We start from the raw sequence: 22,373 nt of genomic DNA, 5'->3' as shown, positions 1-22,373 counted from the left end.
CGCCCGGTTACATTCCGAACCCGGAAGCTAAGCCTTTCAGCGCCGATGGTACTGCAGGGGGGACCCTGTGGGAGAGTAGGACGCCGCCGAACAATATTTCAGGACCCCTGGTCCCAGCGTTCACGCTGGGACCAGGGGTCCTTTTGTTTTTCCTTGAATTTTTCTGAAGCGCGCGTCGGGGTGCCGGCTGCGCGAGAATGACTGCAGCACCCGAAGACAGGAGTCACGTCGATGTCCACCAACTCTCCCGACGATCGTCCGGAGCGCGAGCCGCGCCGCCGTGACGGTGGCGACCGGGGCGGCTTCCGTGGGCCGCGTCGTGACGACAGCCGTGGCGGAGACAACCGGGGCGGCGGTGGCGGTGGCTACCGTGGCCGCGACGACCGCCCCTCGTTCCGCCGCGATGACAACCGTGGCGGCGGCGACCGTCCGCCGTTCCGCCGTGACGACAACCGCGGTGGCGGTGACCGTCGGGACGACAACCGTGGCGGTGGCTACCGTGGGCGCGACGACCGTCCGTCGTACCAGCAGCGTGACGACCGTGGCGGCGACCGTCCGTCCTTCCGTCGCGATGACAACCGTGGTGGCGACAACCGTGGCGGTGGCGGTGGCTACCGTGGCCGCGACGACCGCCCCTCGTTCCGTCGCGACGACAACCGTGGTGGCGGCGACCGTCCGTCCTTCCGTCGTGACGACAACCGTCGGGATGACAACCGTGGCGGCGGTTACCGTGGCCGCGACGAGCGTCCGTCGTACCAGCAGCGTGACGACCGTGGCGGCGACCGTCCCTCGTTCCGTCGCGATGACAACCGTGGTGGCGGCGGTGGCGGTGGCTACCGTGGCCGCGATGAGCGTCCCTCGTACCAGCAGCGTGACGACCGTCGTGACGACAACCGTGGCGGCGGCTACCGCGGCCGCGACGACCGTCGTGATGACAATCGCGGTGGCGACAACCGTGGTGGCGGCTTCCGTCGCGACGACCGGCCGTCCTTCCGCCGTGACGACAACCGTGGCGGCGGCGACCGTCCGCCGTTCCGTCGGGACGGCCGTGGCGGCGACAACCGTGGTGGTGGCGGTGGCTACCGTGGCCGCGATGAGCGTCCCTCGTACCAGCAGCGTGATGACCGTCGTGACGACAACCGTGGTGGTGGCTACCGTGGGCGTGACGAGCGTCCGTCGTACCAGCAGCGTGATGACCGCCGCGACGACAACCGTGGTGGCGGCGGCTTCCGTCGGGACGACCGTCCGTCGTTCCGACGTGACGAGCGTCGTGACGAGCGGCCGTCCTCCTTCCGGCGGGACGACCGTCCGTCCTACCAGCGTGACGACCGCCGCGACGACCGGGGCGGCTTCCGTGGCCCGCGTCGTGACGACGACCGGCGCGGTGGCGGCGGTGGCGGCTACCGTGGGCGGGACGACCGCCGGGACGACCGGGGCGGGTACGGGCGTCGTGACGACCGGGACCGTCCGGACCGCGCGCCGATCAAGCGTCTGCCGATCCCCCCGGAGGTCACCGGTGAGGAGATCGACCCGGATGTGCGCCAGGAGCTGATGAGCCTGCCCAAGGGGCTGGCCGAGGACGTCTCCCGCAACCTCGTCATGGTCGCCCAGCTGATCGACGAGGAGCCGGAGAAGGCGTACGAGTACTCGCGCGTCGCCCTGCGGCTCGCCTCCCGTGTCGCCGCCGTCCGCGAGGCGGCCGGCTTCGCGGCGTACGCGACGCAGAAGTACTCCGAGGCGCTGGCCGAGTTCCGGGCCGCGCGGCGGATGACCGGCAGTGTCGAGCTGTGGCCCGTCATGGCGGACTGCGAGCGCGGTCTGGGCCGTCCCGAGCGCGCGCTCGCGATGGCCGGCGAGGCCGAGGTGCAGAAGCTGGACAAGGCCGGGCAGGTCGAGATGCGGCTCGTGGCCGCCGGTGCCCGCCGGGACATGGGCCAGCTCGACGCGGCCATCGTGACCCTCCAGAGCCCCGAGCTCGCGTCCAGCGCCAACCACCCGTGGACCGCGCGACTGCGCTACGCGTACGCGGACGCCCTGCTGGCCGCCGGCCGCGAGGCCGAGGCGCGTGAGTGGTTCGGCAAGGCGCTTGAGGCCGACAAGGACGGCTCCACGGACGCCTCCGACCGGCTCGCCGAGCTGGACGGGGTCGAGTTCGTCGACGCGTTCGAGGACGAGGACGAGGACGACGTCGAGGACGACATCGAGGCCAGGGACGACCTGGACGCGGACGAGGACGACGAGCGCGACGAGCGTGACGACGTCTGACCGCTGAGTGAATGACAGAAGGGCGCTCCCCGCACGCGGGGAGCGCCCTTCGTCATGTCCGGGCTCAGTCGATGGCCAGGCTCCGCAGGACGAGGCCCGTGGCCGGCTTGGGGCCGAAGGAGGTCGATTTGCGGGGCATCGTGACGCCCTGGCGGGCGAGGTCGCGGACGACCTCCTCCTTCACCGGGTGCATCAGGACCGCCGTACCGCCACGGCGCTCGGCCTGGGCGACGGCCGCCTCGGTGTCGTGGATGTAGGCGATGTCCTCGGGGGCGTCGGGGACGTGCCAGACGTGGTCCAGGAGGGTGGAGTGCAGGACCGTCGCGTCCAGGGTGCGCCAGGCCTCGGGGCGGTCCGCGCGGATGGTGCGGGCGAGGAGGGCCGGGTCGGGGCGGTCGAGGAGGTGGAAGGTCCCGTCGCCGGCGAGGAGGAAGGCGTTGCCCTCCGCCGTGGCCGTGGCCAGGGCCTCCTGGGCGGCGGACAGCGGGCCGTCGACGCGCGTCACCCGGAAGGCGTCACCGACGGCGGCCAGCGCGTCGGCGACCGGGAGGCGGTTGAGGAGGCGGTGGATCGCGCGGACCCGCAGGGGATAGCGGGCCGTGTCGATGAGGAGGACCAGGCCGTAGTTCCAGGGTCCGGGCGCGGTGTGCTCGTCGCGCAGGCGCAGGTAGGTGGCCCAGCGGTGGTGGCCGTCGGCGATCAGGGCCTGGTGGCGGCCCAGCTCGGCGGCGACGGCGGCGAGGTCGGCCGGGTTGGTGACCGCCCAGAGGCGGTGCTGGAAGCCGTCCTCGGTGGTGGTGGAGAGCAGCGGCTCGCGCTCGACGGTGCGGTCGATCACCGCGCCGGCACCGTCGCCGTCGCCGCGGTAGGTCAGCAGCAGCGGGTCCAGGTTGGCGGCGGTGGTGCGCATGAGGGCGGCGCGGTCCTCGACGACGTGCGGCATGACGTCCTCGTGCGGGAGGACGACGCCCTCGCCGGGCGCGGAGAGTTCCAGGGCGCCGATGAGGCCGCGCTGGAGGACGCCGTCGCCGCGCTGCTCGTACACGTAGATCGCGGGGTCGGGGTCCGGGGCGAGGATGCCCTCGGCGAGCCAGCGGTCGAGGGTGACGGCGGCCTTGCGGTGGCGGGTGCCGGCGGTGATGGCCTGGGGGAGGATCAGCCGCACGATGTTGTGCGGATCGGAGGACTCCAGGTGGTGGAGTCCGTCAGGTCGTACGACGACGTCGTACGGGGGTGAGGTCACGGCTGCCAGGCTGCCGACCCGTGCGGGCACGTACCGGAGGCCCCGGAAGGGGGCCAGGCGCAGTCCTGGGGCGCGGACGTCATCGGCCGCGTGACCTGAAGTGTTCATCTCGTCATCGTATGTGGCCGGTAGCGATGAGCGATGATCGGGGGAGTGAGGGAATTTCACCCGTTGACGTGAGGAGTACGTGGTCATGACGGGAATCGGCCAGGGCCGGAACAGCAGGATTCGGCCGAGTGGCAGTGCGGTCGCGCTGAGCGAGGCGTACGACACGGCACTGCTCGACCTGGACGGCGTCGTCTACGCGGGCGGGCACGCGATCCGGTACGCCGTCGAGGCGCTGGGCACGGCCCGGGCGGGCGGGATGTACCTCGCGTACGTCACGAACAACGCGCTGCGGACGCCGGAGGCGGTGGCGGCGCACCTCACCGAGCTCGGGGTGCCTGCGGAGGCCGGTGACGTGATCACCTCGGCGCAGGCGGTGGCCCGGCTGATCGCGGACGAGCTGCCGCCCGGCTCGCGGGTGCTGCTGATCGGCGGCGAGGGGCTGCGGGTGGCGCTGCGCGAGCGGGGTCTGGTGCCGGTGGAGTCGGCGGACGACGATCCGGCGGCGGTGGTGCAGGGCTACGGCGGTCCTGAGCTGCCGTGGGGGCGGTTCGCGGAGGCGAGCTACGCGGTGGCGCGGGGGCTGCCCTGGTACGCGTCGAACACGGACCTGACGATTCCGGGCGCGCGGGGGATCGGGCCGGGGAACGGTGCGGCGGTGGAGGTGGTGCGGATCGCGACCGGGGCGGAGCCGAAGGTCGCGGGCAAGCCGTTGCCGCCGATGCACCGGGAGACGGTGCTGCGGACCGGGGCCGAGCGGCCGCTGGTGGTCGGGGACCGGCTGGACACGGACATCGAGGGGGCGTTCAACGGGGGCGTGGACTCGCTGCTCGTGCTGACCGGTGTCACGGATGTGGCGCGGCTCCTCGCGGCGGTGCCGGAGCACCGGCCGACCTATGTGTCGGCCGACCTGCGGGGGCTGCTGGTGGCGCAGCCGGAGGTGTCGGAGGGTCCCGAGGGGGCGTTCCTGTGCGGCGGCTGGACGGCCTCGGTGAGCGGCGGCGCGCTGGTGGTGGACGGGGTGGGGGAGTCCCTCGACCCGCTGGACGGGGTGCGCGCGCTGTGCGCGGCGGCCTGGACGGACGCGGGTGCGGGGGCGTGCGGTCTCGACGCCGGGAAGGCGCTGGGGAGGCTCGGGCTGGGGTGACGGGCAGGTCGGCCGGCACCCCCCGGTGCACCGGCTGGCCCCCCCCGGGTGCACCGGCCGGCACCTCCCCGCGTACCCCGCCGGCATCGCCCGCGTACAGGGGATCGATCACCGATGGGAGGGTAGGCTAACCTAACCTCGTGTTGGTCGAGAGTCCCTCCCGTGCGAGCGCGGAGCCGGTCGGCCCTGTCCAGAAACCGTCGCGCCGCAATTCCCTGCGTGCCGTCGGACTGGCCGTGGCCGTCGGAGTCCTGCTGCTGGTCTGTGTCCTGAGCATCATGATCGGTGCCAAGCCGGTGCCGCTCGGCGATGTCTGGCACGGGCTTTTCCAGAACAGCGGCATCCGCAACGACGTCGTCATCCACGACGTCCGCGTCCCCCGCACCCTCCTCGGGCTGCTCGTCGGCCTCGCCCTCGGGCTGTCCGGCGCCGTCATGCAGGGCCTCACCCGCAACCCGCTCGCCGAGCCCGGACTGCTCGGCGTCAACGCGGGCGCCGCCGCGGCCGTCGTCTCCGCCATCGCGTTCCTCGGCATCACCGACGCCGACACCTACGTATGGTTCGCCTTCGTCGGCGCCGCGGTCGTCTCCGTCGTCGTCTACGTCCTCGGCGGCAGCCGCAGCGCCACCCCCGTGCGCCTCGCGCTCGCCGGGACCGCGGCCACCGCCGCGCTGTACGGGTACGTCAACGCGGTCCAGCTGCTCGACTCCGCCGCCCTGGACCGGCTGCGCTTCTGGACGGTCGGCTCGCTCGCCTCCGCCACCATGGACACCGTCGGGCAGGTCGCGCCCTTCATCCTGGTCGGCGCCGTGCTCGCGCTGCTCATCGCCCGGCCCCTGAACGCCATGGAGATGGGCGACGACACCGCCCGCGCCCTCGGCGCGAACCTCAACCGCACCAGGATCATCGCCATGGTGTCGGTCACCCTGATGTGCGGGGCGGCGACCGCCGCCTGCGGGCCGATCGTCTTCCTCGGCCTGATGGTCCCGTACATCGTGCGGTCGATCACCGGCCCCGACATGCGCTGGATCCTCCCGTACGCGGCCGTCCTGTCGCCCGTGATCCTGCTCGGCTCCGACATCATCGGCCGGGTCGTCGCGCGGCCCGCAGAGCTCCAGGTCGGCATCGTCACCGCGCTCGTCGGCGGACCCGTCTTCATCCGTCTCGTCCGCCGCAAGAGGATGGCCACGCTGTGAGCACCAAGACCCTGCGGACCGGCGGCGGCCTCTCCGTACGCTACGAGCCGCGCGCGCTCGTCTCCGTCCTCGGCCTGCTCGTCCTGTCCGCCGCCGCCGCGGTCGTCCTCATCGGCAGCGGCGACTTCCCCATCGCGCCCGGCGACGTCGTCGCCACCCTGCTCGGCCACGGCACGCCCGTACAGGAGTTCGCCGTGATGGACCTGCGGCTGCCGCGGGTCCTGGTCGGCGTCTTCGTCGGCGCCGCGCTCGGCATCGGCGGCGCGGTCTTCCAGTCGGTCTCCCGCAACCCGCTCGGCAGCCCCGACGTCATCGGCTTCGGCCAGGGCGCCAGCGTCGGCGCGCTCGTCGTCATCGTGCTCTTCCAGGGCAGCGCCATGGCGGCGGCCGGCGGCGCGATCGTCGGCGGACTCGTCACCGGCGTCGTGATCTACCTGCTCGCCTGGAAGCGCGGCGTGAACGGCTACCGGCTCGTGCTCATCGGCATCGGCGCCGCCGCCATGCTCACCGCCGCCATCAACTACCTCATCACCAAGGCGCAGCTCGTCGACGCCACCCGGGCCATCGTGTGGATGACCGGCTCGCTCGACGGCAGCGACTGGGCCCAGTTCTGGCCGCTGCTGGCCGTCAGCTGCGTGCTGCTGCCGGTCGTGCTCGGCCACGGGCGGGCGCTGCGCATGCTGGAGATGGGCGACGACGCCGCGTACGCCCTCGGGGTGAAGGTCGAGCGGACCCGGATCGTGCTCATGGGCTCGGCCGTGCTGCTCGTCGCCGTCGCCACCGCCGCCGCGGGGCCGATCGTCTTCGTCTCGCTCAGCGCGCCCCAGCTGGCCCGCCGGCTCACCCGCTCGCCCGGGCCCAACCTCGCCGCCTCCGCCCTCATGGGCACCGCCCTGCTGCTCGTCGCCGACTGGGCCGCCACCCACGCCTTCGGCGAGCGGCAGCTGCCGGTCGGCGTCGTCACCGGCGTCCTCGGCGGCTGCTACCTGCTCTGGCTGCTCGTCAGCGAGCGCAAGGCGGGCCGGATATGACCACCCAGATCACCAACAGGAGCAAGGGTATGAACGGGCAGCAGCAGGCGCAGCGGCTCATGGCCGATTCGGTCACGCTCGCCTACGACCAGCGGGTCATCGCCCGCGACCTCAGCGTCGAGATCCCCGACAACTCCTTCACGGTCATCGTCGGCCCCAACGCCTGCGGCAAGTCCACCCTGCTGCGCGCCCTCTCCCGGATGCTGAAGCCCAGCCAGGGGCGGGTCCTGCTCGACGGGCAGGCGATCCAGTCGATGCCCGCCAAGAAGGTCGCCAGGACCCTCGGCCTGCTGCCGCAGTCGTCCATCGCCCCCGACGGCATCACCGTCGCCGACCTCGTCGCCCGCGGCCGCTACCCCCACCAGGGGCTGCTGCGGCAGTGGTCGCCCGAGGACGAGCGGATCGTGCAGGAGTCGATGGCCTCGACCGGGGTCGCCGAGCTCGCCGAGCGGTACGTCGACGAGCTCTCCGGCGGTCAGCGGCAGCGGGTCTGGATCGCCATGGCCCTCGCCCAGCAGACCCCGCTGCTGCTCCTCGACGAGCCGACCACCTTCCTCGACATCCAGCACCAGATCGACGTCCTCGACCTGTGCGCCGAACTCCACGAGAACCAGGGCCGCACCCTCGTCGCCGTCCTGCACGACCTCAACCACGCGGCCCGTTACGCGACCCACCTCATCGCCTGCCGGGACGGCGAGGTCGTCGCCGAGGGGCCGCCGTCGGAGGTCGTCACGGCGGAGCTCGTCGAGCGGGTCTTCGGGCTGCGCTGCCAGGTCATCGAGGACCCGGAGACCGGCACGCCGCTGGTCGTGCCGGCGGGGCGCAAGGCGCGGGTCCGTCCGCAGCCCCAGGAGCTCGCGCTACAGCAGTGACCGCAGCCTGATCAGATCGCGGAAGCCCGCCTCCAGGCCGACCCGGCCCGAGGCCCAGGCCTTCGCGAAGTTCAGCTCGCCGTCCACCATGGCCACCAGGTCGTCGCCGGTCATCCGCAGGCGGATCTGCGCCTTGGCGGGCGGCGGGCCGGGGACGGTGTCCTCGACCTCGATCCGGCCGTCCACGAGACGGCCGGTGAAGGTCGTGTCGAGATCGGTCAGGTGGCAGCTCAGGCTGCGGTCGAACGCGGCGGCGCCGCGCACCTCGCCGTCCGCCCGCGCGAGGTTGTCCGAAAGTCTGCTCAGTGCGCCGCGGCACTCCGTGATCGTCGCCATCGCCGTCGACGGTACCGCAGCGCTTCGCGATAGCGTCGGGGCATGAGTGACGCGCATCCGGCCCCCGACGGCCCCGCCGGTCCCGAAGGGCCCGGGGAGGACCTCCTGGCGGGCCTCCCGACGGGCCTCCCGACGGGCCTCCCGACGGGCCTCCCGGAGGACCCGGCGGCTGACGTGGCGGCTGGCATGGCGGCGGACGTGGCGGCGGACCCCTACGAGGCCGTCGGGCCCGCCCCGCTCGGGGTCGTGCGGACCCCCACCGGGCGGCCCGCCGTCGACGTGCTCCTCGACCGGCTCGGCGACGCCGACCACCTCACGGCCGACGGACACCTCGACGTGTACGAGGATGTACACCGTGGGCTGCGCGCCGAGCTGACCTCGCTCGACGAGCGCCCCGCCCCCCGTCCGTACGACAACAGGAGCTGAACCGAACGTGGCAGGACCGGTCCGCCGCCGTCTCGACGCCGAGCTGGTACGACGCAAGCTGGCGCGGTCGCGCGAGCACGCCAGCCAGCTGATCACCGCGGGCCGGGTGACCGTCGGCAAGACCGTCGCCACCAAGCCCGCCACCCAGGTGGAGACCGCCGCGGCCATCGTCGTCGCCCAGGACGACGCCGACCCCGACTACGTCTCGCGCGGCGGCCACAAGCTGGCCGGCGCCTTCGCCGCCTTCGTGCCGCAGGGCCTGAAGGTCGAGGGCCGGCGCGCGCTCGACGCGGGCGCCTCGACCGGCGGCTTCACCGACGTGCTGCTGCGCGCCGGCGCCGCCCATGTCGTCGCCGTCGACGTCGGCTACGGGCAGCTCGCCTGGTCGCTGCAGAGCGACGAGCGCGTCACCGTCAAGGACCGCACCAACGTGCGCGAGCTGACCCTCGACGCCCTCGACGGCGTCCCCGTCGACCTCGTCGTCGGCGACCTGTCCTTCATCCCGCTCGGCCTCGTGCTGCCCGCCCTCGCCGCCTGCACCGCGCCCGGCGCCGACCTCGTCATGATGGTCAAGCCGCAGTTCGAGGTGGGCAAGGAACGGCTCGGCACCGGCGGGGTCGTCCGCAGCGCCGAACTGCGCGCCGACGCCGTGAAGAACGTGGCCCGGCGGGCGGCCGAGCTCGGGCTCGGTGTCCTCGGCGTGACGGCGAGCCCGCTGCCCGGGCCCTCCGGCAACGTCGAGTACTTTCTGTGGCTGCGGGCCGGGGCGCCCGCGCTCGATCCGGCGGACGTCGACCGCGCCGTGGCGGAAGGACCTCGTTGAGCACTGGTTCGCGTACCTCTACCGACTCCACCCGTACCGTCTTCCTGCTCGCGCACACCGGCCGGCCGGCCGCGGTGCGCAGCGCCGAACTCGTCGTCCTCGGGCTGCTCCGCAGCGGCATCGGGGTGCGCGTCCTGGAGGCGGAGGCGGCGGACCTGCCGCTGCCGCCGTCCGTCGAGAAGGTGCCGGAGGCCTGCTCCGACGCGCTCGACGGCTGTGAGCTGCTCGTCGTCCTCGGCGGCGACGGCACGCTGCTGCGCGGCTCGGAGTTCTCCCGCGCCTCCGGGGTGCCGATGCTCGGCGTCAACCTCGGCCGGGTCGGCTTCCTCGCCGAGGCCGAGCGGGACGACCTCGACAAGGTCGTCGACCGGGTCGTGACCAAGGCGTACGAGGTCGAGGAGCGGATGACCCTCGACGTCACCGTCTACCAGAACGGCGACGTCCTGCACCGGGACTGGGCGCTCAACGAGGCGGCCGTGCAGAAGGTGTCCCCGGAGCGGATGCTGGAGGTCGTGCTCGCCATCGACGGGCGGCCGGTGACCGGCTTCGGCTGCGACGGCGTCATCTGCGCGACGCCGACCGGCTCGACGGCGTACGCCTTCTCGGCCGGCGGCCCGGTGATCTGGCCCGAGGTCGAGGCGCTGCTGATGGTGCCGATCGGGGCGCACGCCCTGTTCGCCAAGCCGCTGGTCACCACGCCCGACTCGGTGCTCGCCGTCGAGGTCGAGCCGCACACCCCGCACGGCGTCCTGTGGTGCGACGGGCGGCGGACGGTGGAGCTCCCGGCGGGCGCCCGCGTCGAGGTCCGCCGCGGCGCCGTCCCGGTCCGCCTCGCCCGCCTGCACCACGCCTCCTTCACGGACCGGCTGGTGGCGAAGTTCGCCCTGCCGGTGTCGGGGTGGCGCGGGGCGCCGCACTAGGAGCGGGACGCCGCACGCCCTGCCGGGCCCGTTCGGCCCGGCACCGGGTGTGGCCATCCCCACACGGGTGGGGAGCACCGCGTCCGTATCTCGTCCGACACGGACAAGACGGGACCACCCCCGCGTGCGCGGGGAGCCGTACGGGTCAACGAGCCGACACCGGGAACGGCACGCGGCCACCTCGTGGACCAGCGGAAATCGCCGCCGGAGCGGGGCTGCGTGGCACCGGGCGGGGAAAACCTCGTATGGTCTGGGGCGTGCTGGAGGAGATGCGGATACGGTCGCTCGGAGTCATCGACGACGCGGTGGTCGAGCTGTCGCCCGGGTTCACCGCGGTGACCGGTGAGACCGGTGCGGGCAAGACGATGGTCGTGACCAGCCTCGGGCTGCTGCTCGGCGGGCGCGCCGACCCGGCCCTGGTACGGATCGGGGCGGGCGCCGCCGTCGTCGAGGGGCGCATCGCGCTGCCCCCGGGCGCCGCGGTCGCCGCGCGTGCCCAGGAGGCGGGCGCCGAGCTCGACGAGGGTGCGCTGCTGGTCAGCCGTACCGTCTCGGCCGAGGGACGCTCACGGGCGCACCTGGGCGGGCGTTCCGTGCCCGTGGGGCTGCTCGCCGAGCTCGCCGACGAGCTGGTGGCCGTGCACGGCCAGACCGACCAGCAGGGCCTGCTCAAGCCGGCCCGGCAGCGCGGCGCCCTGGACCGGTACGCGGGCGACGCCGTCGCCGTGCCGCTCGGCGCGTACGCCGAGGCGTACAAGCGGCTGCGGGCCGTCACCGCCGAGCTGGAGGAGATCACCACCCGGGCCCGGGAGCGGGCCCAGGAGGCCGATCTGCTGCGCTTCGGGCTCGGTGAGATCGAGGCCGTGGAGCCGCTGCCGGGCGAGGACGTCGAGCTGGCCGCCGAGGCGGAGCGGCTCGGGCACGCCGAGTCCCTGGCCTCCGCCGCCGCCCTGGCGCACGCCGCGCTCGCGGGCCAGCCGGAGGACCCCGAGGCCGTCGACGCCACGATGCTCGTCGCGGGCGCGGGCCGGGCCCTGGAGGCCGTACGGGCGCACGACCCGGCGCTCGCCGCGCTCGCCGACCGGATGGGCGAGATCTCCATCCTGCTCTCCGACGTCGCGGGCGAACTCGCCGGATACGCCGACGACCTGGACGCCGACCCGCTGCGGCTCGCCGCCGTCGAGGAGCGGCGCGCCGCGCTCACACAGCTCACCCGGAAGTACGGGGCGGACATCGCGGCCGTGCTCGCCTGGGCCGAGGAGAGCGCCGCCCGGCTCACCGAGCTGGACGGCGACGACGACCGGGTCGGCGAGCTGACCGGGGAGCGGGACCGGCTGCGCGACGAGCTCTCGGTGCTCGCGCAGCGGCTCACCGACGCCCGTACGGAGGCCGCGGCCCGCTTCGCCGACGCCGTCACCGCCGAGCTCGCCTCGCTGGCGATGCCGCACGCGCGGGTGTCCTTCGCGATCGGGCAGACCGAGGACCCCGACGGCGTCGAGGTCGGCGGGCGCCGGGTCGCGTACACGCCGTCCGGCGCCGACGAGGTCGAGCTGCTGCTGGCCCCGCACCCGGGCGCCCCGCCGCGGCCGATCGCCAAGGGCGCGTCCGGCGGTGAGCTGTCCCGGGTGATGCTCGCGGTGGAGGTCGTCTTCGCGGGTACGGACCCGGTGCCGACGTATCTCTTCGACGAGGTCGACGCGGGCGTCGGCGGCAAGGCGGCCGTCGAGATCGGGCGCCGGCTCGCCAAGCTGGCGAGGACCGCGCAGGTCGTGGTCGTCACCCACCTGCCCCAGGTGGCGGCCTTCGCGGACCGCCAGCTGCTCGTGGAGAAGACCAACGACGGCACCGTCACCCGCTCCGGCGTCACCGTCCTGGAGGGCGAGGACCGGGTGCGGGAACTGTCCCGGATGCTCGCGGGCCAGGAGGACTCCGAGACGGCCCGGGCGCACGCCGAGGAGCTTCTTGCCACGGCGCGGGCGGACGGCTGACGCCGGCTCACGGGACAGGGGCCTCCTGGTCCGGCCCCTGTCCGTGGTCCGGGGGCGACAGGTGCGTCACCGTGCCCTGGCCGGGGCCGGTCTCCCCGGCCACGCGGCGGCGCGCCACGTCGTAGGCCCAGGCGTAGGTCGAGACCTTCTTCTCGATGGAGAAGTGCCTGCCCGTCGCGGAGTCGAGCACCGTGTGGAACTCCTCCATGAGCTCCTCCCAGACCGCCGACGTGAAGTGCGCGTCCGTCCAGCCGTACAGCGCCTTCAGCTCACGCTTGACGGCCGAGAAGAAGGACTGCGGCTCCCTGCGCGGCGTGCCGACCCGGACCCCTTCCTTTCTCAGCTGCTCCTGGAGCTCCGCCGGGGCGTTCAGCCACTTGTCGGGGCTGTCCCGCAGCTCGGCGTAGTCGACCCAGGCCCAGAAGCTCTCGGCGTCGGCGACGTCGGGGGCCTCGGCGTGGTGGGCGGAGCAGAGCAGGGCGAAGTTCCGTACGTCGTTGGAGCCGCCCAGCTTGTCGGCGACCACGTGGCAGCGCTCGACCGGCTGCTTCCAGCAGATCAGGCAGGCCGGCTCGGTGAGCCCGAGGTACTCGGTGATGGCCTTGAGCGTCGGCTTGGACCTCCGCTCCTCCGCTTGCTTCTCGCGCGGTTTCAGGGACAGCTTTGCCGCGTCGTAGCCGTAGTCGCTGCCGTCGTCCGGATAGGTGATCACGAGGAAGTCCGGCAGGTCGTCGCACTGGTGGTCGTTCCGGACCCGGAGGAGCGGCGTACTGAGTTCGGTCAGGAACCGCAGGAGATGCCCTATGCCGAAGTCGTGCATCAGTTCGATGGCGTCGCGGTCGTAGCCCCCGGCCGAGTTTCGGTGGCCCTGGATGTCGAGATACAGCCTGCGCGGCGCCCCCGGAGACTCTTCCTGGGCCCACCGCACCATCTCGAAGAGGCGATGGGCGCAGCGCTCGAAGTTCTCGTACACCTTCATGTCGTGGTAGATGGCCACCCCCTTGGGAGCCTTCCTCGGACCCCTGTGGGCCTGCTGCCGCGGCTTCTTCGCCATGTCCCCTCCCTGCGGTCGCGTCGTGCGGTGACAGCCTGTCAGCCGCCACTGACACGGCATTAGGCTGAGCCGCATGATCAGGACAGGTGGCAGGGTCGCTTCGTTCGCCGTGGCCGCCGGGGTGTCCCGGGGGGTGTACGAGGGGCTGCGGCGGCTTCGGGATCCCCGGTGGGAGCGGGGCAATCATGCCGGGCGGAGTGTCCCGTTGTACGCCGGGCCCGCTGCCGCGCTGGGTGCCGCCGCGGGGGTCGGTGGGGGGCCCGCCGCTTTCGCCGTGCTCGTGGCTGGGGCGTGTGGGGCGTACGGCGACGTGCGGGGGGACGGGCGGCGTGGGTTCCGGGCGCATCTGGGGGCGTTGCGGAAGGGGGAGGTGACCGCCGGGGCCGTCAGGCTGTTCGGGATCGGTGCCGCGTCGCTGGTGGCCGGGGTGCTGCTCAAGGAGCGGCCGCTTGACAAGGTGCTCGCCGCGACGGTCATCGCCGGGACCGCCCATCTCGTCGACCTGGCGGACGTACGGCCGGGGCGGGCCGGGCTTGTCGTGCTCGGGCTCGGCGCGCCGGGGCTGTTGCGGGGGGCGCGGGCCGCCGCGCCCATGGGTGCAGTGGCCGCCGTTCTCGGTGACGACCTCGCGGAGGAGACCATGCTCGGTGGCACCGGCGCGTACGCCCTGGGCGCGGCCGTCGGTGCGGCGATCGTCGCGGGGAACGGGCGGCTCGGGCTTGCCGCCCATGCGGCCGGGCTCGTCGTGGTGGCGGTGAGATATCACCCGTGTGGGTGATCCCCGTCGGTAAGTTGAGGCGCCAGACACGGGCACGACGTCACTTCGGTGCCGGAACGTGCGTACGGACTGGCATCCTTGGGCGCGTGACACAGCTCCGTACGGTCCAAGTGCTCGGCGGCGGCAGCGCGGGAAGCAGCGCGCACGTCAGATCACTTGCCGCGGGGCTCGTGGCCAGGGGCGTGCGGGTGACCGTGTGCGCCCCGCCCGAACTCGACCACGCCTACGACTTCGTGGGCGCCGGCGCGCACTTCGTGGCGACCCCGCGCCATGGCGGGCCGGCGGCGGTCGCCGCGCTCCGCAACCTCTCCATCGGCGCGGACGTCGTGCACGCGCACGGTCTCGACGCCTCCGTGCGGGCGGCGCTCGCGTTGTCGGGCGGTGGGCCGCGGATGCCGCTGGTGACGACCTGGCACACGCGGAGCCAGGTGGCGGGTGCGCGGGCCGGGCTCGTCCGCCTGCTTGAGCGAAGGACCGTGCGGGCCGCGGCCGTTGTGCTCGCCACCTCCTCGGAGCTGGTCGACCGGGCGCGGCGGCGGGGTGCCCGGGACGCGCGGCTCGCGCCCGTGACCGTACCGGCCTCGCGGGCGCCCGTCTGTCTGCACGACGGCAAGGCGCGGGCCGAACTCGGGGCCGTGGACCGGCCGTTGATCATGGCGGTGGGGGCGCTTCAGCCGGGGCGGGGGTACGGGATGCTGCTCGACGCGGCGCGGGTGTGGCGGGAGCTGGATCCGCAGCCGCTTCTGGTGATCGCGGGGGAGGGGCCGGAGCGGGGGGCGCTCCAGCGGCGGATCGAGGCGGAGCAGCTGGCGGTGCGGCTCATCGGGCGGCGGGAGGATGTGGCGGAGCTGCTCGCCGCCGCGGACGTCGCCGTCCTGCCGTCCCGCTGGGAGGCCCGTTCCCTGCTGGCGCAGGAGGCTCTGCGGCTGGGTGTGCCGCTGGTGGCTACTGCGGTGGGTGGGGTGCCGGAGCTTGTGGGGGATGCGGCGGAGTTGGTGCGGTATGGGGATGCGGAGGGGTTGGCTTCTGTCGTTGGGGCGTTGCTCGACGATGTCGAGCGGAGGATGGATCTGGCGGCGGCGGGGAGGGTGCAGGCGGGGGGCTGGCCTACGGAGGATGAGACGATTGCGCACGTTTTGAGCGTGTACGACGAGCTGTCGGGGCGGTGACGCGAGGCGGCTGCCGTTGGCTGCCTCGGTAGGCCTGCGCTCCGCCCGGGCGGCGCCGCCTGGCGGTGTGCCTGCTGCGCCCGCTGCCCCGCTTGCCGCGCCTGCTGCCCGCTCTGTGGTGCGCCTGCCGCGCCTGCTGCCCGCTCTGTGGTGCCCCGACCGTGCCCGCCGCCGCCCGCCCTGCGTGTGCCCGGCGTGCCTGCCGCCCGCCCCGGGGGGCCCGCGTCCCGCCTCGTCCACCCCGCGTGTGGGCACGCGTCCCGCCTTGCCCACCCCGCCCCGCCCCGCCCGTGTGGGCAATCGTCCCGCTGGGGCGGGACGGGTGGGCACACGGGACGGCGCCCTCTAGCGGCGCTTCCGCTCCCAGTGCCTTGGCCCGCACCCACCAGTGCGGCGCACAGGGGGCGGGGGTACAGGCGCGGAAGCCTAGGCCCGGCAGGGGGCGCCGTTCCGTTGTGCCCACCCGTTCCGCCCTGCGGAACGATTGCCCACAACGGCGGGGCGGGGCCCGCAACGGGGGGCGCGGCCAGTCGTAACGGTGGCTCGCGGCCTCGGGGTGTGGGGTGGTCGGGGTTACGTCGTGTGGCGGCGGGCTCGTAGGGCCAAAGAGAGGGCCAGGACTGTTTGGGGGTCGTCCAGGTCTGTGCCGAGGAGTTCGGAGATTCGGGCCAGGCGGTTGTAGAGGGTCTGGCGGTTGAGGTGGAGTTCGCGGGCGGTTTCCGCCTTGCGGCCCGCGTGGGCCAGGTAGGTCTCCAGGGTGGGGAGGAGCGGGGGGCGGGAGGTGCGGTCGTGGTCGCGGAGGGGGCCGATCGCGCGGTCCACGAAGGCCGCCAGGTCGGGGTGGTCACGGAGGCGCCACAGGAGGAGGTCCGTGTCCAGGCGGCGGGCGTCGTACCAGGGGAGTTCCGAGAGGCCTTGCGCGGCGGTAGCCGTCTCCGCGGCGTGGCGCAGGCCCGCTGACGCCGCCGCCCAGCCGCCCGCGACGCCGACCACGACGACCGGCGGGTGGACGCCCGACCTCCCCCAGGCTCCGCCCGGGGGCGCCCCCACCAGACCGGCCCGCTCCACCCCCGCCCGCAACGCCGCCGCGACCCGGTCCGCGACGGCGGTGCGCTCCGACTCCGAGCGCAGGCCGAGGAGGAGCGGCACCCGGCCCTCCACCGGGCGGACGCCCAGGAGGACGGGGACGCCGACGGAGGAGAGCTCCTCCAGGACGGCCCGGGCGAGCAGCGCCCAGTTGCCGGAGGCGGAGAGTTCGGAGGCCAGTCGCATGACGACGGGGAGCAGGGGGCCCTCGCCGGGTCTGAAGCCCAGGACGCGGGCCTGCGCCGGGGCGTCGTCCGCCGAGATGCGGCCTTCCGCCAGGTCGGTCAGGAAGTCGCCTCGGCCGCGCGCCGCCAGCTCCTCCTCCTGACGGGCCTGCATCAGGACGACCGCGAGCAGCCCGGCCGCCCGCTCGGCGGCCATCCGGTGCACGGGGGAGAGCGGGGAGGAGACGGCCAGGAGGACCAGGCGGGCCCGGACGCTGCCCGAGCCGGGGCCGCCGCCGGGCACGTCGACCAGGACGGAGCCGACCGGCGGGCCGGACTCCCGGGCGGCCCGCTGGCCGCGCAGCCCGTCCCAGACCTGGAGCGGGTCGGCGGGCCCGGACTCGGTGCCCGCCGCGTACAGGAGCTGTCCGTCGGCGGTCTCCAGGAAGACCGGGTTGAGGGCGAAGTCGGCGAGGATGCGCAGCACCTGCGGCACTCCGCCGCCGCCGAGCAGCGCCTCGGTGCACTGGCGGTGGATCTCCTCGGCCTGCCGCTGGAGCGCGTAGTGCCCGTTGACGATCTCGGTGTGGATCTCCTCCGTCACGGCGACGAAGGGGACCTCGCGGTGCAGCTGGACGAGGGGCAGGCCGGTGGTCCGGGCCGTCTCCACTATCGTCGCCGGGAGCCGGGCGAAGCGCGGGCCCAGCTCGACCACGAGCGCGGCGATGCCCCGCTCGGCGAGCCGCCGCACGAAGGCCCGCTGTTCGGCCGGGCGGGTGCCCAGGCCCAGGCCCGTGGTGAGCAGGAGCTCACCGCCCTTGAGCAGCGAGGCGATGTTCGGCACCTCGCCGGCGTGCACCCAGCGCACGGTGCGGTGCAGCCGGTCGGCGCCCGCGACGACCTCCGGGAGCCCGCTCCGCAGACCCGGAAGTTCGAGTGCCCGCTGCACGGTGATCCCGCCCTGATTGTCCATGGGGCCGGACGCTACCCGCGTCCGGGTTCCGGGAACATCACCGGGGTGTTACCGGACCCGACACTGCGTCCACCAGGGCGACAACTCGTCGCCCCATGGCGGGAATTGTGCGACCGCATGTCGATTGTGGCCTAGGTCACTCCGGAGGATGCTCTCGCGCCATGGCAGAAAACCCCACCCCAGAGGTCCACCGGCTCAAGGCCAACTCGGTCGGCCTCGTCGGAGTCGTCTTCATGGCGGTCGCCACGGCGGCCCCGATCACGGCGATGACCGGCAACCTCCCGATCGCCGTCGGCTTCGGCAACGGCGTCGGCGCCCCGGCCGGCTATCTCTTCGCGACCGTCGTCCTGACCGTCTTCTCGGTCGGCTATGTCGCCATGGCGAAGCGGATCACCGCGGCCGGCGCCTTCTACGGCTTCATCTCGCACGGCCTCGGCCGGATCGCCGGCATGGCCTCCGGCATGCTCGCCGTCCTCGCGTACATCGTCTTCGAGGCCTCGATCGTCGGCGTCTTCGCCTATTTCGCCAAGACGACCGTGGCCGACCAGCTCGGCGTGGACCTGCCGTGGGTCGGGTACGCGGCGGTGATGCTCGCGATCACCGCCGTCCTGTCGTACTTCGACATCAACCTCACCGCCAAGGCGCTCGGCGTGATGCTGGTGGCCGAGATCGCGGTGCTGTTCGCGGTCGCCACGGCCGTGCTGATCGCGGGCGGCGGCCCGGACGGCATCCCGTTCGAGCCGGTCAACCCGAAGAACGCCTTCACCGGCGCCTCCGCCGGGCTCGGCCTCTTCTTCGCCTTCTGGTCCTGGGTGGGCTTCGAGTCGACCGCGATGTACGGGGAGGAGTCCCGCGACCCCAAGCGGGTGATCCCGAAGGCGACGCTGATCTCCGTCGTCGGCGTCGGCCTCTTCTACATCTACGTCTCCTGGATGACGATCGCCGGCAACGGCCTGGCCGGTTCGGTCAAGCTGTCCGCCTCCGCCAGCCCCCTCGACCTGTTCTTCGCGCCCACCCAGTCCTTCATCGGTGCCTGGGCCGTCGACGCCTTCCAGTGGCTGCTGCTCACCGGCTCCTTCGCCTGCGGCATGGCCTTCCACCAGTGCGCCTCCCGCTATCTCTACGCCATCGGCCGCGAGGGCTTCCTCCACCCGGCGCTGGGCCGCACCCACGCCCGGCACGGCTCGCCGTACATCGCCTCCTTCGTGCAGAGCGTGATCGCCGTGGTCCTCGTCGCGGCCTTCTGGCTCACCGGCCAGGACCCGTACATCCATCTGTACACGCTGCTCGCGATCCTCGGCACGATGGCGATCCTCATCGTGCAGACCCTGTGCTCCTTCGCCGTCATCGGCTACTTCCGCAAGAACCACCCCGAGGACCGGCACTGGTTCAAGACGCTGACGGCGCCCCTCCTCGGCGGCATCGGCATGATCGCCGTCGTCGTCCTGCTCGTGATGAACATGCAGACCGCGGCCGGGCTCGCCGCCGACTCCCTCTTCTTCAAGGCCATCCCCTGGATCGTCGGCCTCGTCTTCTTCGGCGGCCTCGGCCTCGGTTTCTACCTCAAGGCCCGGCGCCCGGAGCGCTACGAGATCATCGGCCGGATCGTCCTGGAGGACGCCGCCGAGCGCGCCGACGACAGCACGGAAGCCGTCCCCACCGCCGTACCGCAGAGCTGATCCCTCCCTTCCTCCCGAAGACGATCACCAGGAGCGCTCCATGGCACGCACCAACCCGATGCACCTCCTGAAGAAACTCGCCGCCGAACACGCCGAGGCCCGGCGGCTCGGACTCCCCGTCGACGAACTGCGCGGCCTGAGAGCCGACGGACCCGGCAGACGCACCCTGCTGAAGTACGCGGCGGCCGCCGGAGTCGCCGTCTCCGCCGGTACGGCCCTGCCCGCCGCGGCGGCCACGGCCACCACGCCCAACCCGCCGGTCAAGGACGGCGCACGCGTGGCGGTCGTCGGCGCCGGCATCGCCGGACTCACCGCGGCCCTCACCCTCCAGGACGCGGGCCTGAGCCCCGTCCTCTACGAGGCCAACCCCGACCGCGTCGGCGGCCGGATGTGGACCCAGCGCGCGCACTGGGCGTACGGGCAGACCTCCGAGATCGGCGGCGAGCTCGTCGACACCAGCCACAAGAAGATCCTGGAGCTCTGCCGCCGCTTCGGCCTGGCCACCGAGGACTTCCTCGGCGGCGGACCCAACGGGGCCGAGGAGATCCTCTGGTTCAACGGCGCCTACTACCCCCGCGACCAGGCCGACATCGACTTCAACGCCGTCTACCAGCAGCTCCGCCGCGACCTGTCCGACTCCGGCGAGGTGCGCTGGAACCAGACCACGCCCACCGGCACGGCACTGGACGACATGTCGCTGTACGAGTGGATCGAGAGCCGCGTCCCCGGCGGCCACACCTCACCGCTGGGCCGCTTCCTCGACGTCGCCTACAACGTCGAGTACGGCGCCGACACCACCGACCAGTCCGCGCTCGCCCTGGTCCTGCTCATGGGCTACCAGACCAATCCCGGCAACTTCAACGTGTGGGGCCTGTCCAACGAGCGCTACCACATCGTCGGCGGCAACGACCGGCTCCCCAACGCCGTCGCCGGGGCCCTGAACCCCGGCACCCTGCGGATGGGCTGGTCGCTCGACGCCGTACGCGCCAACGCCGACGGCACCCAGACGCTCACCTTCACCGAGGCGGGCGCCACCCGGACCGTCACCGCCGACCACACCATCCTGTGCGTCCCGCTGCCGATCCTCCAGCGGCTCGACGTCAGCAGGGCCGGCTTCGACCCGCTGATGACCAATCTGCTGCGGGACGCCCGGATGGGCTACTGCACCAAGCTCAACATGCAGTTCGGCACCCGCCCCTGGCGCGGCACCGGCCCTTGGCCCGGGGTCTCGGCCGGCGACTGCTTCACCGACAACGAGGTCCAGCAGACCTGGGACACCACCAAGATCCAGGGCGGCACCGGCGGCATCCTCCTCCAGTACGGCGGCGGCAGCCTGGCCCACTCGCTCACCCCGGCCACGCCCTTCGCCACCGAGACCGACCCGTACGTACGCGGCCTCGTCACCCGCTACCTGCGGGACATCGACGCCTTCTTCCCCGGCACCTCCAAGGCGTACACGGGCCGCGCCCAGCTCTCCGCCTGGCACCGCAACCCGTACTCCCTCGGCGCGTACTCCTACTGGCCGGTCGGCTACCTCCACCGGTACGCGGGCTACGAGGGCGTCGCCCAGGGCCGGATCCACATCGGCGGCGAGCACTGCTCGTACGACTTCCAGGGCTTCATGGAGGGCGGCGCCACCGAGGGCGAGCGGGCCGCGAACGAGGTGATCGCCGCGCTGCGATGAGCGGTCAGGCGGCCGGCGCGATGTTGTGGTTGAAGCGGAAGACGTTGTCGGGGTCGTAGGCGGCCTTGACCCGGGCCAGGCGCCGGTAGTTGTCGGCGCCGAAGCCCTCGACCACCCGCTCCCGGCCCTCGTCGCCGGTGAAGTTGAGGTAGACGGCTCCCGTCGACCACGGCCGCGCGTCGGCCCGCACGTCCCGCACCCACTGGACGGCCCGGTCGTCGTCGGCCGGGTCCTCCCACACCGCGAAGGGATGCACCGCCCACTTCGCGCCGCGCCACGGGATCGGGTGGTCCGCCGGTCCCGCGGCCACCCGCCCGCCCAGCGGGAACAGCACATGCTGCATCCCGGACGGCACGATCATGTCGTCCGCCCGGGCGCAGAAGGCGTCGACGGCCTCGTCGGGGAAGCCGGTCAGATACTCGGCCGACCAGTAGTTCCGCATCCCCGGCGGGTCGTCGAGCATGCACTGGAAGTCGGCGTACGGCATGTCCATGAGCAGCTCCACCGAAGGCTTCAGCGCGTACAGCGGCGCCGCGAGCTCCCGCGCCTCCGCCACCGGCCCGGCGTACGTCACCAGGGCCCCGGCCAGCAGCGTGCCCTGGAGCTCCTCCGGGATGAACGGCTCGGGGGGCGCGTTGAGATAGATACCGCCGCCGCCCGCCTCGTCCGGCGCGTCGGCCAGCACGTCCCGGTACGCCCGGATCACCTCGGGCCCCGCCTCGCTCGGGAAGAGCAGCATCACGAAGCCGAACTCCGGCAGCGGGTGCACCCGCAGCGTCATCGAGGTCACCACGCCGAAGTTCCCGCCGCCGCCGTGCAGCGCCCAGAACAGCTCCGGGTTCTCCTCGGCGTCCGTGTGGACGTGCTTGCCCTCGGCCGTGATCAGCTCCGCCGCCAGCAGGTTGTCGCAGGCAAGACCGAACTTCCGCTCCAGCCAGCCCGACCCGCCGCCCAGCGTGAACCCGCCGACGCCGGTCGTGGACGCCCGCCCGCCGGTCACGGCCACGTGGAACGGTTGGCAGGCGCGGTCCAGATGGCTCATCGTGGCGCCGCCCGCCACCCGGGCCGTCATGTGCTCCGGGTCGGCCACCACCGCGTGCATCCGCCGCAGGTCCACCACGAGCCCGCCGTCGTTGAGGGCCGAACCGGCGACGCTGTGGCCGCCGCCGCGCACCGCGATCGGCAGTCCCGTCGCACGGCCGAACAGCACCGCGTTGGCGACGTCCTCCGGGGTCTCGCACTGGGCGATCACGGCGGGACTCCGGTCGATCATCGCGTTGAAGACGACCCTGGCCTCGTCGTAGCCGGGATCGCCCGGGGTGAACACCTCGCCCGCGAGATCCTCGCGCAGGCCCGCGAGGGCGCTGTCCGGAACGGTGGTGGTGTGGGGAGCCATGAGAGGTGCCCCCCTTTCGTACGGGGGGACAGGACACC

The 22,373-nt window shown here is 73.3% G+C and carries 18 protein-coding genes, 1 rRNA gene and 1 pseudogene; 15 read left to right on the top strand and 5 right to left on the bottom strand.

Translation table 11 applies throughout. The features are described from left to right. From rrf to ABTZ54_RS33785, 3 genes and pseudogenes are all read left to right on the top strand, one after another. A 5S ribosomal RNA gene (gene rrf / locus ABTZ54_RS33795) occupies positions 1-92 on the top strand; the annotation flags it as partial. 139 nt (positions 93-231) lie between these two features. Then, positions 232-1,467 (top strand): annotated as a pseudogene (locus ABTZ54_RS35775) (hypothetical protein); the annotation flags it as partial. 24 nt (positions 1,468-1,491) lie between these two features. Beyond that, positions 1,492-2,265 carry a tetratricopeptide repeat protein gene (locus ABTZ54_RS33785; protein WP_351671046.1) on the top strand — a complete coding sequence of 258 codons (774 nt, stop codon included), beginning with the start codon at positions 1,492-1,494 and terminating at the stop codon, positions 2,263-2,265. Positions 2,266-2,329: 64 nt separating this feature from the next. On the opposite strand, the gene ABTZ54_RS33780 is transcribed toward ABTZ54_RS33785, so the two are convergent. Continuing rightward, positions 2,330-3,616 (bottom strand): DUF1015 domain-containing protein, encoded by a 1,287-nt coding sequence (locus tag ABTZ54_RS33780; protein ID WP_351671030.1) that lies wholly within the window; start codon positions 3,614-3,616, stop codon positions 2,330-2,332. Positions 3,617-3,701: 85 nt separating this feature from the next. Here ABTZ54_RS33780 and ABTZ54_RS33775 point away from each other — a divergent pair, with 85 nt between their 5' ends. The 4 genes from ABTZ54_RS33775 (at position 3,702) to ABTZ54_RS33760 (ending at position 7,859) form a co-directional block, all read left to right on the top strand. Next, entirely contained in the window at positions 3,702-4,760 is a 1,059-nt protein-coding gene (locus ABTZ54_RS33775; RefSeq protein ID WP_351671027.1) for an HAD-IIA family hydrolase, read from the top strand. Positions 4,761-4,996: 236 nt separating this feature from the next. Then, positions 4,997-5,956, top strand: coding sequence for a FecCD family ABC transporter permease (locus ABTZ54_RS33770; RefSeq protein ID WP_351671023.1), 960 nt, complete (start codon positions 4,997-4,999; stop codon positions 5,954-5,956). After that, positions 5,953-6,987: a FecCD family ABC transporter permease gene (locus ABTZ54_RS33765; RefSeq protein ID WP_351671021.1), complete on the top strand. Its 1,035-nt coding sequence runs from the start codon at positions 5,953-5,955 to the stop codon at positions 6,985-6,987. The genes ABTZ54_RS33770 and ABTZ54_RS33765 overlap by 4 nt, the downstream gene beginning before the upstream one ends. After that, entirely contained in the window at positions 6,984-7,859 is an 876-nt protein-coding gene (locus ABTZ54_RS33760) for an ABC transporter ATP-binding protein (RefSeq protein ID WP_351671018.1), read from the top strand. The genes ABTZ54_RS33765 and ABTZ54_RS33760 overlap by 4 nt, the downstream gene beginning before the upstream one ends. Here the strand turns inward: ABTZ54_RS33760 and ABTZ54_RS33755 are convergent. Further along, positions 7,848-8,195 (bottom strand): SCP2 sterol-binding domain-containing protein, encoded by a 348-nt coding sequence (locus ABTZ54_RS33755; protein ID WP_351671015.1) that lies wholly within the window; start codon positions 8,193-8,195, stop codon positions 7,848-7,850. The two genes, ABTZ54_RS33760 and ABTZ54_RS33755, sit on opposite strands and share 12 nt — an antisense overlap. A gap of 42 nt (positions 8,196-8,237) precedes the next feature. Here ABTZ54_RS33755 and ABTZ54_RS33750 point away from each other — a divergent pair, with 42 nt between their 5' ends. The 4 genes from ABTZ54_RS33750 to recN all read left to right on the top strand — a co-directional run bounded on the left by ABTZ54_RS33750 (position 8,238) and on the right by recN (position 12,352). Next, positions 8,238-8,621 (top strand): hypothetical protein, encoded by a 384-nt coding sequence (locus tag ABTZ54_RS33750; RefSeq protein WP_351671012.1) that lies wholly within the window; start codon positions 8,238-8,240, stop codon positions 8,619-8,621. A gap of 7 nt (positions 8,622-8,628) precedes the next feature. Then, positions 8,629-9,444, top strand: a complete 816-nt coding sequence (locus ABTZ54_RS33745; RefSeq protein WP_351671009.1) for a TlyA family RNA methyltransferase — start codon at positions 8,629-8,631, stop codon at positions 9,442-9,444. Beyond that, positions 9,441-10,364: an NAD kinase gene (locus ABTZ54_RS33740; protein ID WP_351671006.1), complete on the top strand. Its 924-nt coding sequence runs from the start codon at positions 9,441-9,443 to the stop codon at positions 10,362-10,364. The genes ABTZ54_RS33745 and ABTZ54_RS33740 overlap by 4 nt, the downstream gene beginning before the upstream one ends. Before the next feature lie 245 nt (positions 10,365-10,609). Then, positions 10,610-12,352, top strand: coding sequence for a DNA repair protein RecN (gene recN, locus ABTZ54_RS33735; protein WP_351671003.1), 1,743 nt, complete (start codon positions 10,610-10,612; stop codon positions 12,350-12,352). Between the two features lie 7 nt (positions 12,353-12,359). On the opposite strand, the gene ABTZ54_RS33730 is transcribed toward recN, so the two are convergent. Continuing rightward, positions 12,360-13,406, bottom strand: a complete 1,047-nt coding sequence (locus tag ABTZ54_RS33730) for an HNH endonuclease signature motif containing protein (RefSeq protein WP_351671000.1) — start codon at positions 13,404-13,406, stop codon at positions 12,360-12,362. A 73-nt stretch (positions 13,407-13,479) separates the two neighbouring features. On the opposite strand from ABTZ54_RS33730, the gene ABTZ54_RS33725 reads away from it, so the two are divergent. Together ABTZ54_RS33725 and ABTZ54_RS33720 are read left to right on the top strand one after the other, a co-directional pair. Further along, complete coding sequence (locus tag ABTZ54_RS33725) at positions 13,480-14,184, top strand: hypothetical protein (RefSeq protein ID WP_351670997.1); 705 nt, start codon at positions 13,480-13,482, stop codon at positions 14,182-14,184. An 86-nt stretch (positions 14,185-14,270) separates the two neighbouring features. Further along, complete coding sequence (locus ABTZ54_RS33720) at positions 14,271-15,353, top strand: glycosyltransferase family 4 protein (protein WP_351670994.1); 1,083 nt, start codon at positions 14,271-14,273, stop codon at positions 15,351-15,353. 573 nt (positions 15,354-15,926) lie between these two features. On the opposite strand, the gene ABTZ54_RS33715 is transcribed toward ABTZ54_RS33720, so the two are convergent. Continuing rightward, positions 15,927-17,576, bottom strand: a complete 1,650-nt coding sequence (locus ABTZ54_RS33715) for a PucR family transcriptional regulator (protein ID WP_351670992.1) — start codon at positions 17,574-17,576, stop codon at positions 15,927-15,929. A 161-nt stretch (positions 17,577-17,737) separates the two neighbouring features. Between ABTZ54_RS33715 and ABTZ54_RS33710 the strand changes: the two genes are divergently transcribed. Continuing rightward, complete coding sequence (locus ABTZ54_RS33710; protein WP_351670989.1) at positions 17,738-19,255, top strand: APC family permease; 1,518 nt, start codon at positions 17,738-17,740, stop codon at positions 19,253-19,255. 40 nt (positions 19,256-19,295) lie between these two features. Further along, positions 19,296-20,939, top strand: a complete 1,644-nt coding sequence (locus ABTZ54_RS33705; RefSeq protein WP_351670986.1) for a flavin monoamine oxidase family protein — start codon at positions 19,296-19,298, stop codon at positions 20,937-20,939. Positions 20,940-20,943: 4 nt separating this feature from the next. Here ABTZ54_RS33705 and ABTZ54_RS33700 read toward each other — a convergent pair whose 3' ends face one another. Continuing rightward, entirely contained in the window at positions 20,944-22,335 is a 1,392-nt protein-coding gene (locus ABTZ54_RS33700; RefSeq protein ID WP_351670983.1) for an FAD-binding oxidoreductase, read from the bottom strand. Between the last annotated feature and the right edge of the window lie 38 nt (positions 22,336-22,373).

The organism is Streptomyces sp. NPDC094032 (assembly GCF_040303965.1).
Taxonomy (GTDB): Bacteria; Actinomycetota; Actinomycetes; order Streptomycetales; family Streptomycetaceae; genus Streptomyces.
This window is presented reverse-complemented; position numbering and strand designations above follow the sequence as displayed.

What these genes read in the sequence shown, in the direction of transcription:
- ABTZ54_RS33700 (WP_351670983.1), bottom strand. Translation starts at nt 22,335, where the DNA reads ATGGCTCCCCACACCACCACCGTTCCGGACAGCGCCCTCGCGGGCCTG.
- ABTZ54_RS33755 (WP_351671015.1), bottom strand. Translation starts at nt 8,195, where the DNA reads ATGGCGACGATCACGGAGTGCCGCGGCGCACTGAGCAGACTTTCGGAC.
- ABTZ54_RS33725 (WP_351670997.1), top strand. Translation starts at nt 13,480, where the DNA reads ATGATCAGGACAGGTGGCAGGGTCGCTTCGTTCGCCGTGGCCGCCGGG.
- ABTZ54_RS33705 (WP_351670986.1), top strand. Translation starts at nt 19,296, where the DNA reads ATGGCACGCACCAACCCGATGCACCTCCTGAAGAAACTCGCCGCCGAA.
- ABTZ54_RS33710 (WP_351670989.1), top strand. Translation starts at nt 17,738, where the DNA reads ATGGCAGAAAACCCCACCCCAGAGGTCCACCGGCTCAAGGCCAACTCG.
- ABTZ54_RS33775 (WP_351671027.1), top strand. Translation starts at nt 3,702, where the DNA reads ATGACGGGAATCGGCCAGGGCCGGAACAGCAGGATTCGGCCGAGTGGC.
- recN (WP_351671003.1), top strand. Translation starts at nt 10,610, where the DNA reads ATGGTCTGGGGCGTGCTGGAGGAGATGCGGATACGGTCGCTCGGAGTC.
- ABTZ54_RS33730 (WP_351671000.1), bottom strand. Translation starts at nt 13,406, where the DNA reads ATGGCGAAGAAGCCGCGGCAGCAGGCCCACAGGGGTCCGAGGAAGGCT.
- ABTZ54_RS33780 (WP_351671030.1), bottom strand. Translation starts at nt 3,616, where the DNA reads ATGAACACTTCAGGTCACGCGGCCGATGACGTCCGCGCCCCAGGACTG.
- ABTZ54_RS33760 (WP_351671018.1), top strand. Translation starts at nt 6,984, where the DNA reads ATGACCACCCAGATCACCAACAGGAGCAAGGGTATGAACGGGCAGCAG.
- ABTZ54_RS33750 (WP_351671012.1), top strand. Translation starts at nt 8,238, where the DNA reads ATGAGTGACGCGCATCCGGCCCCCGACGGCCCCGCCGGTCCCGAAGGG.
- ABTZ54_RS33715 (WP_351670992.1), bottom strand. Translation starts at nt 17,576, where the DNA reads ATGGACAATCAGGGCGGGATCACCGTGCAGCGGGCACTCGAACTTCCG.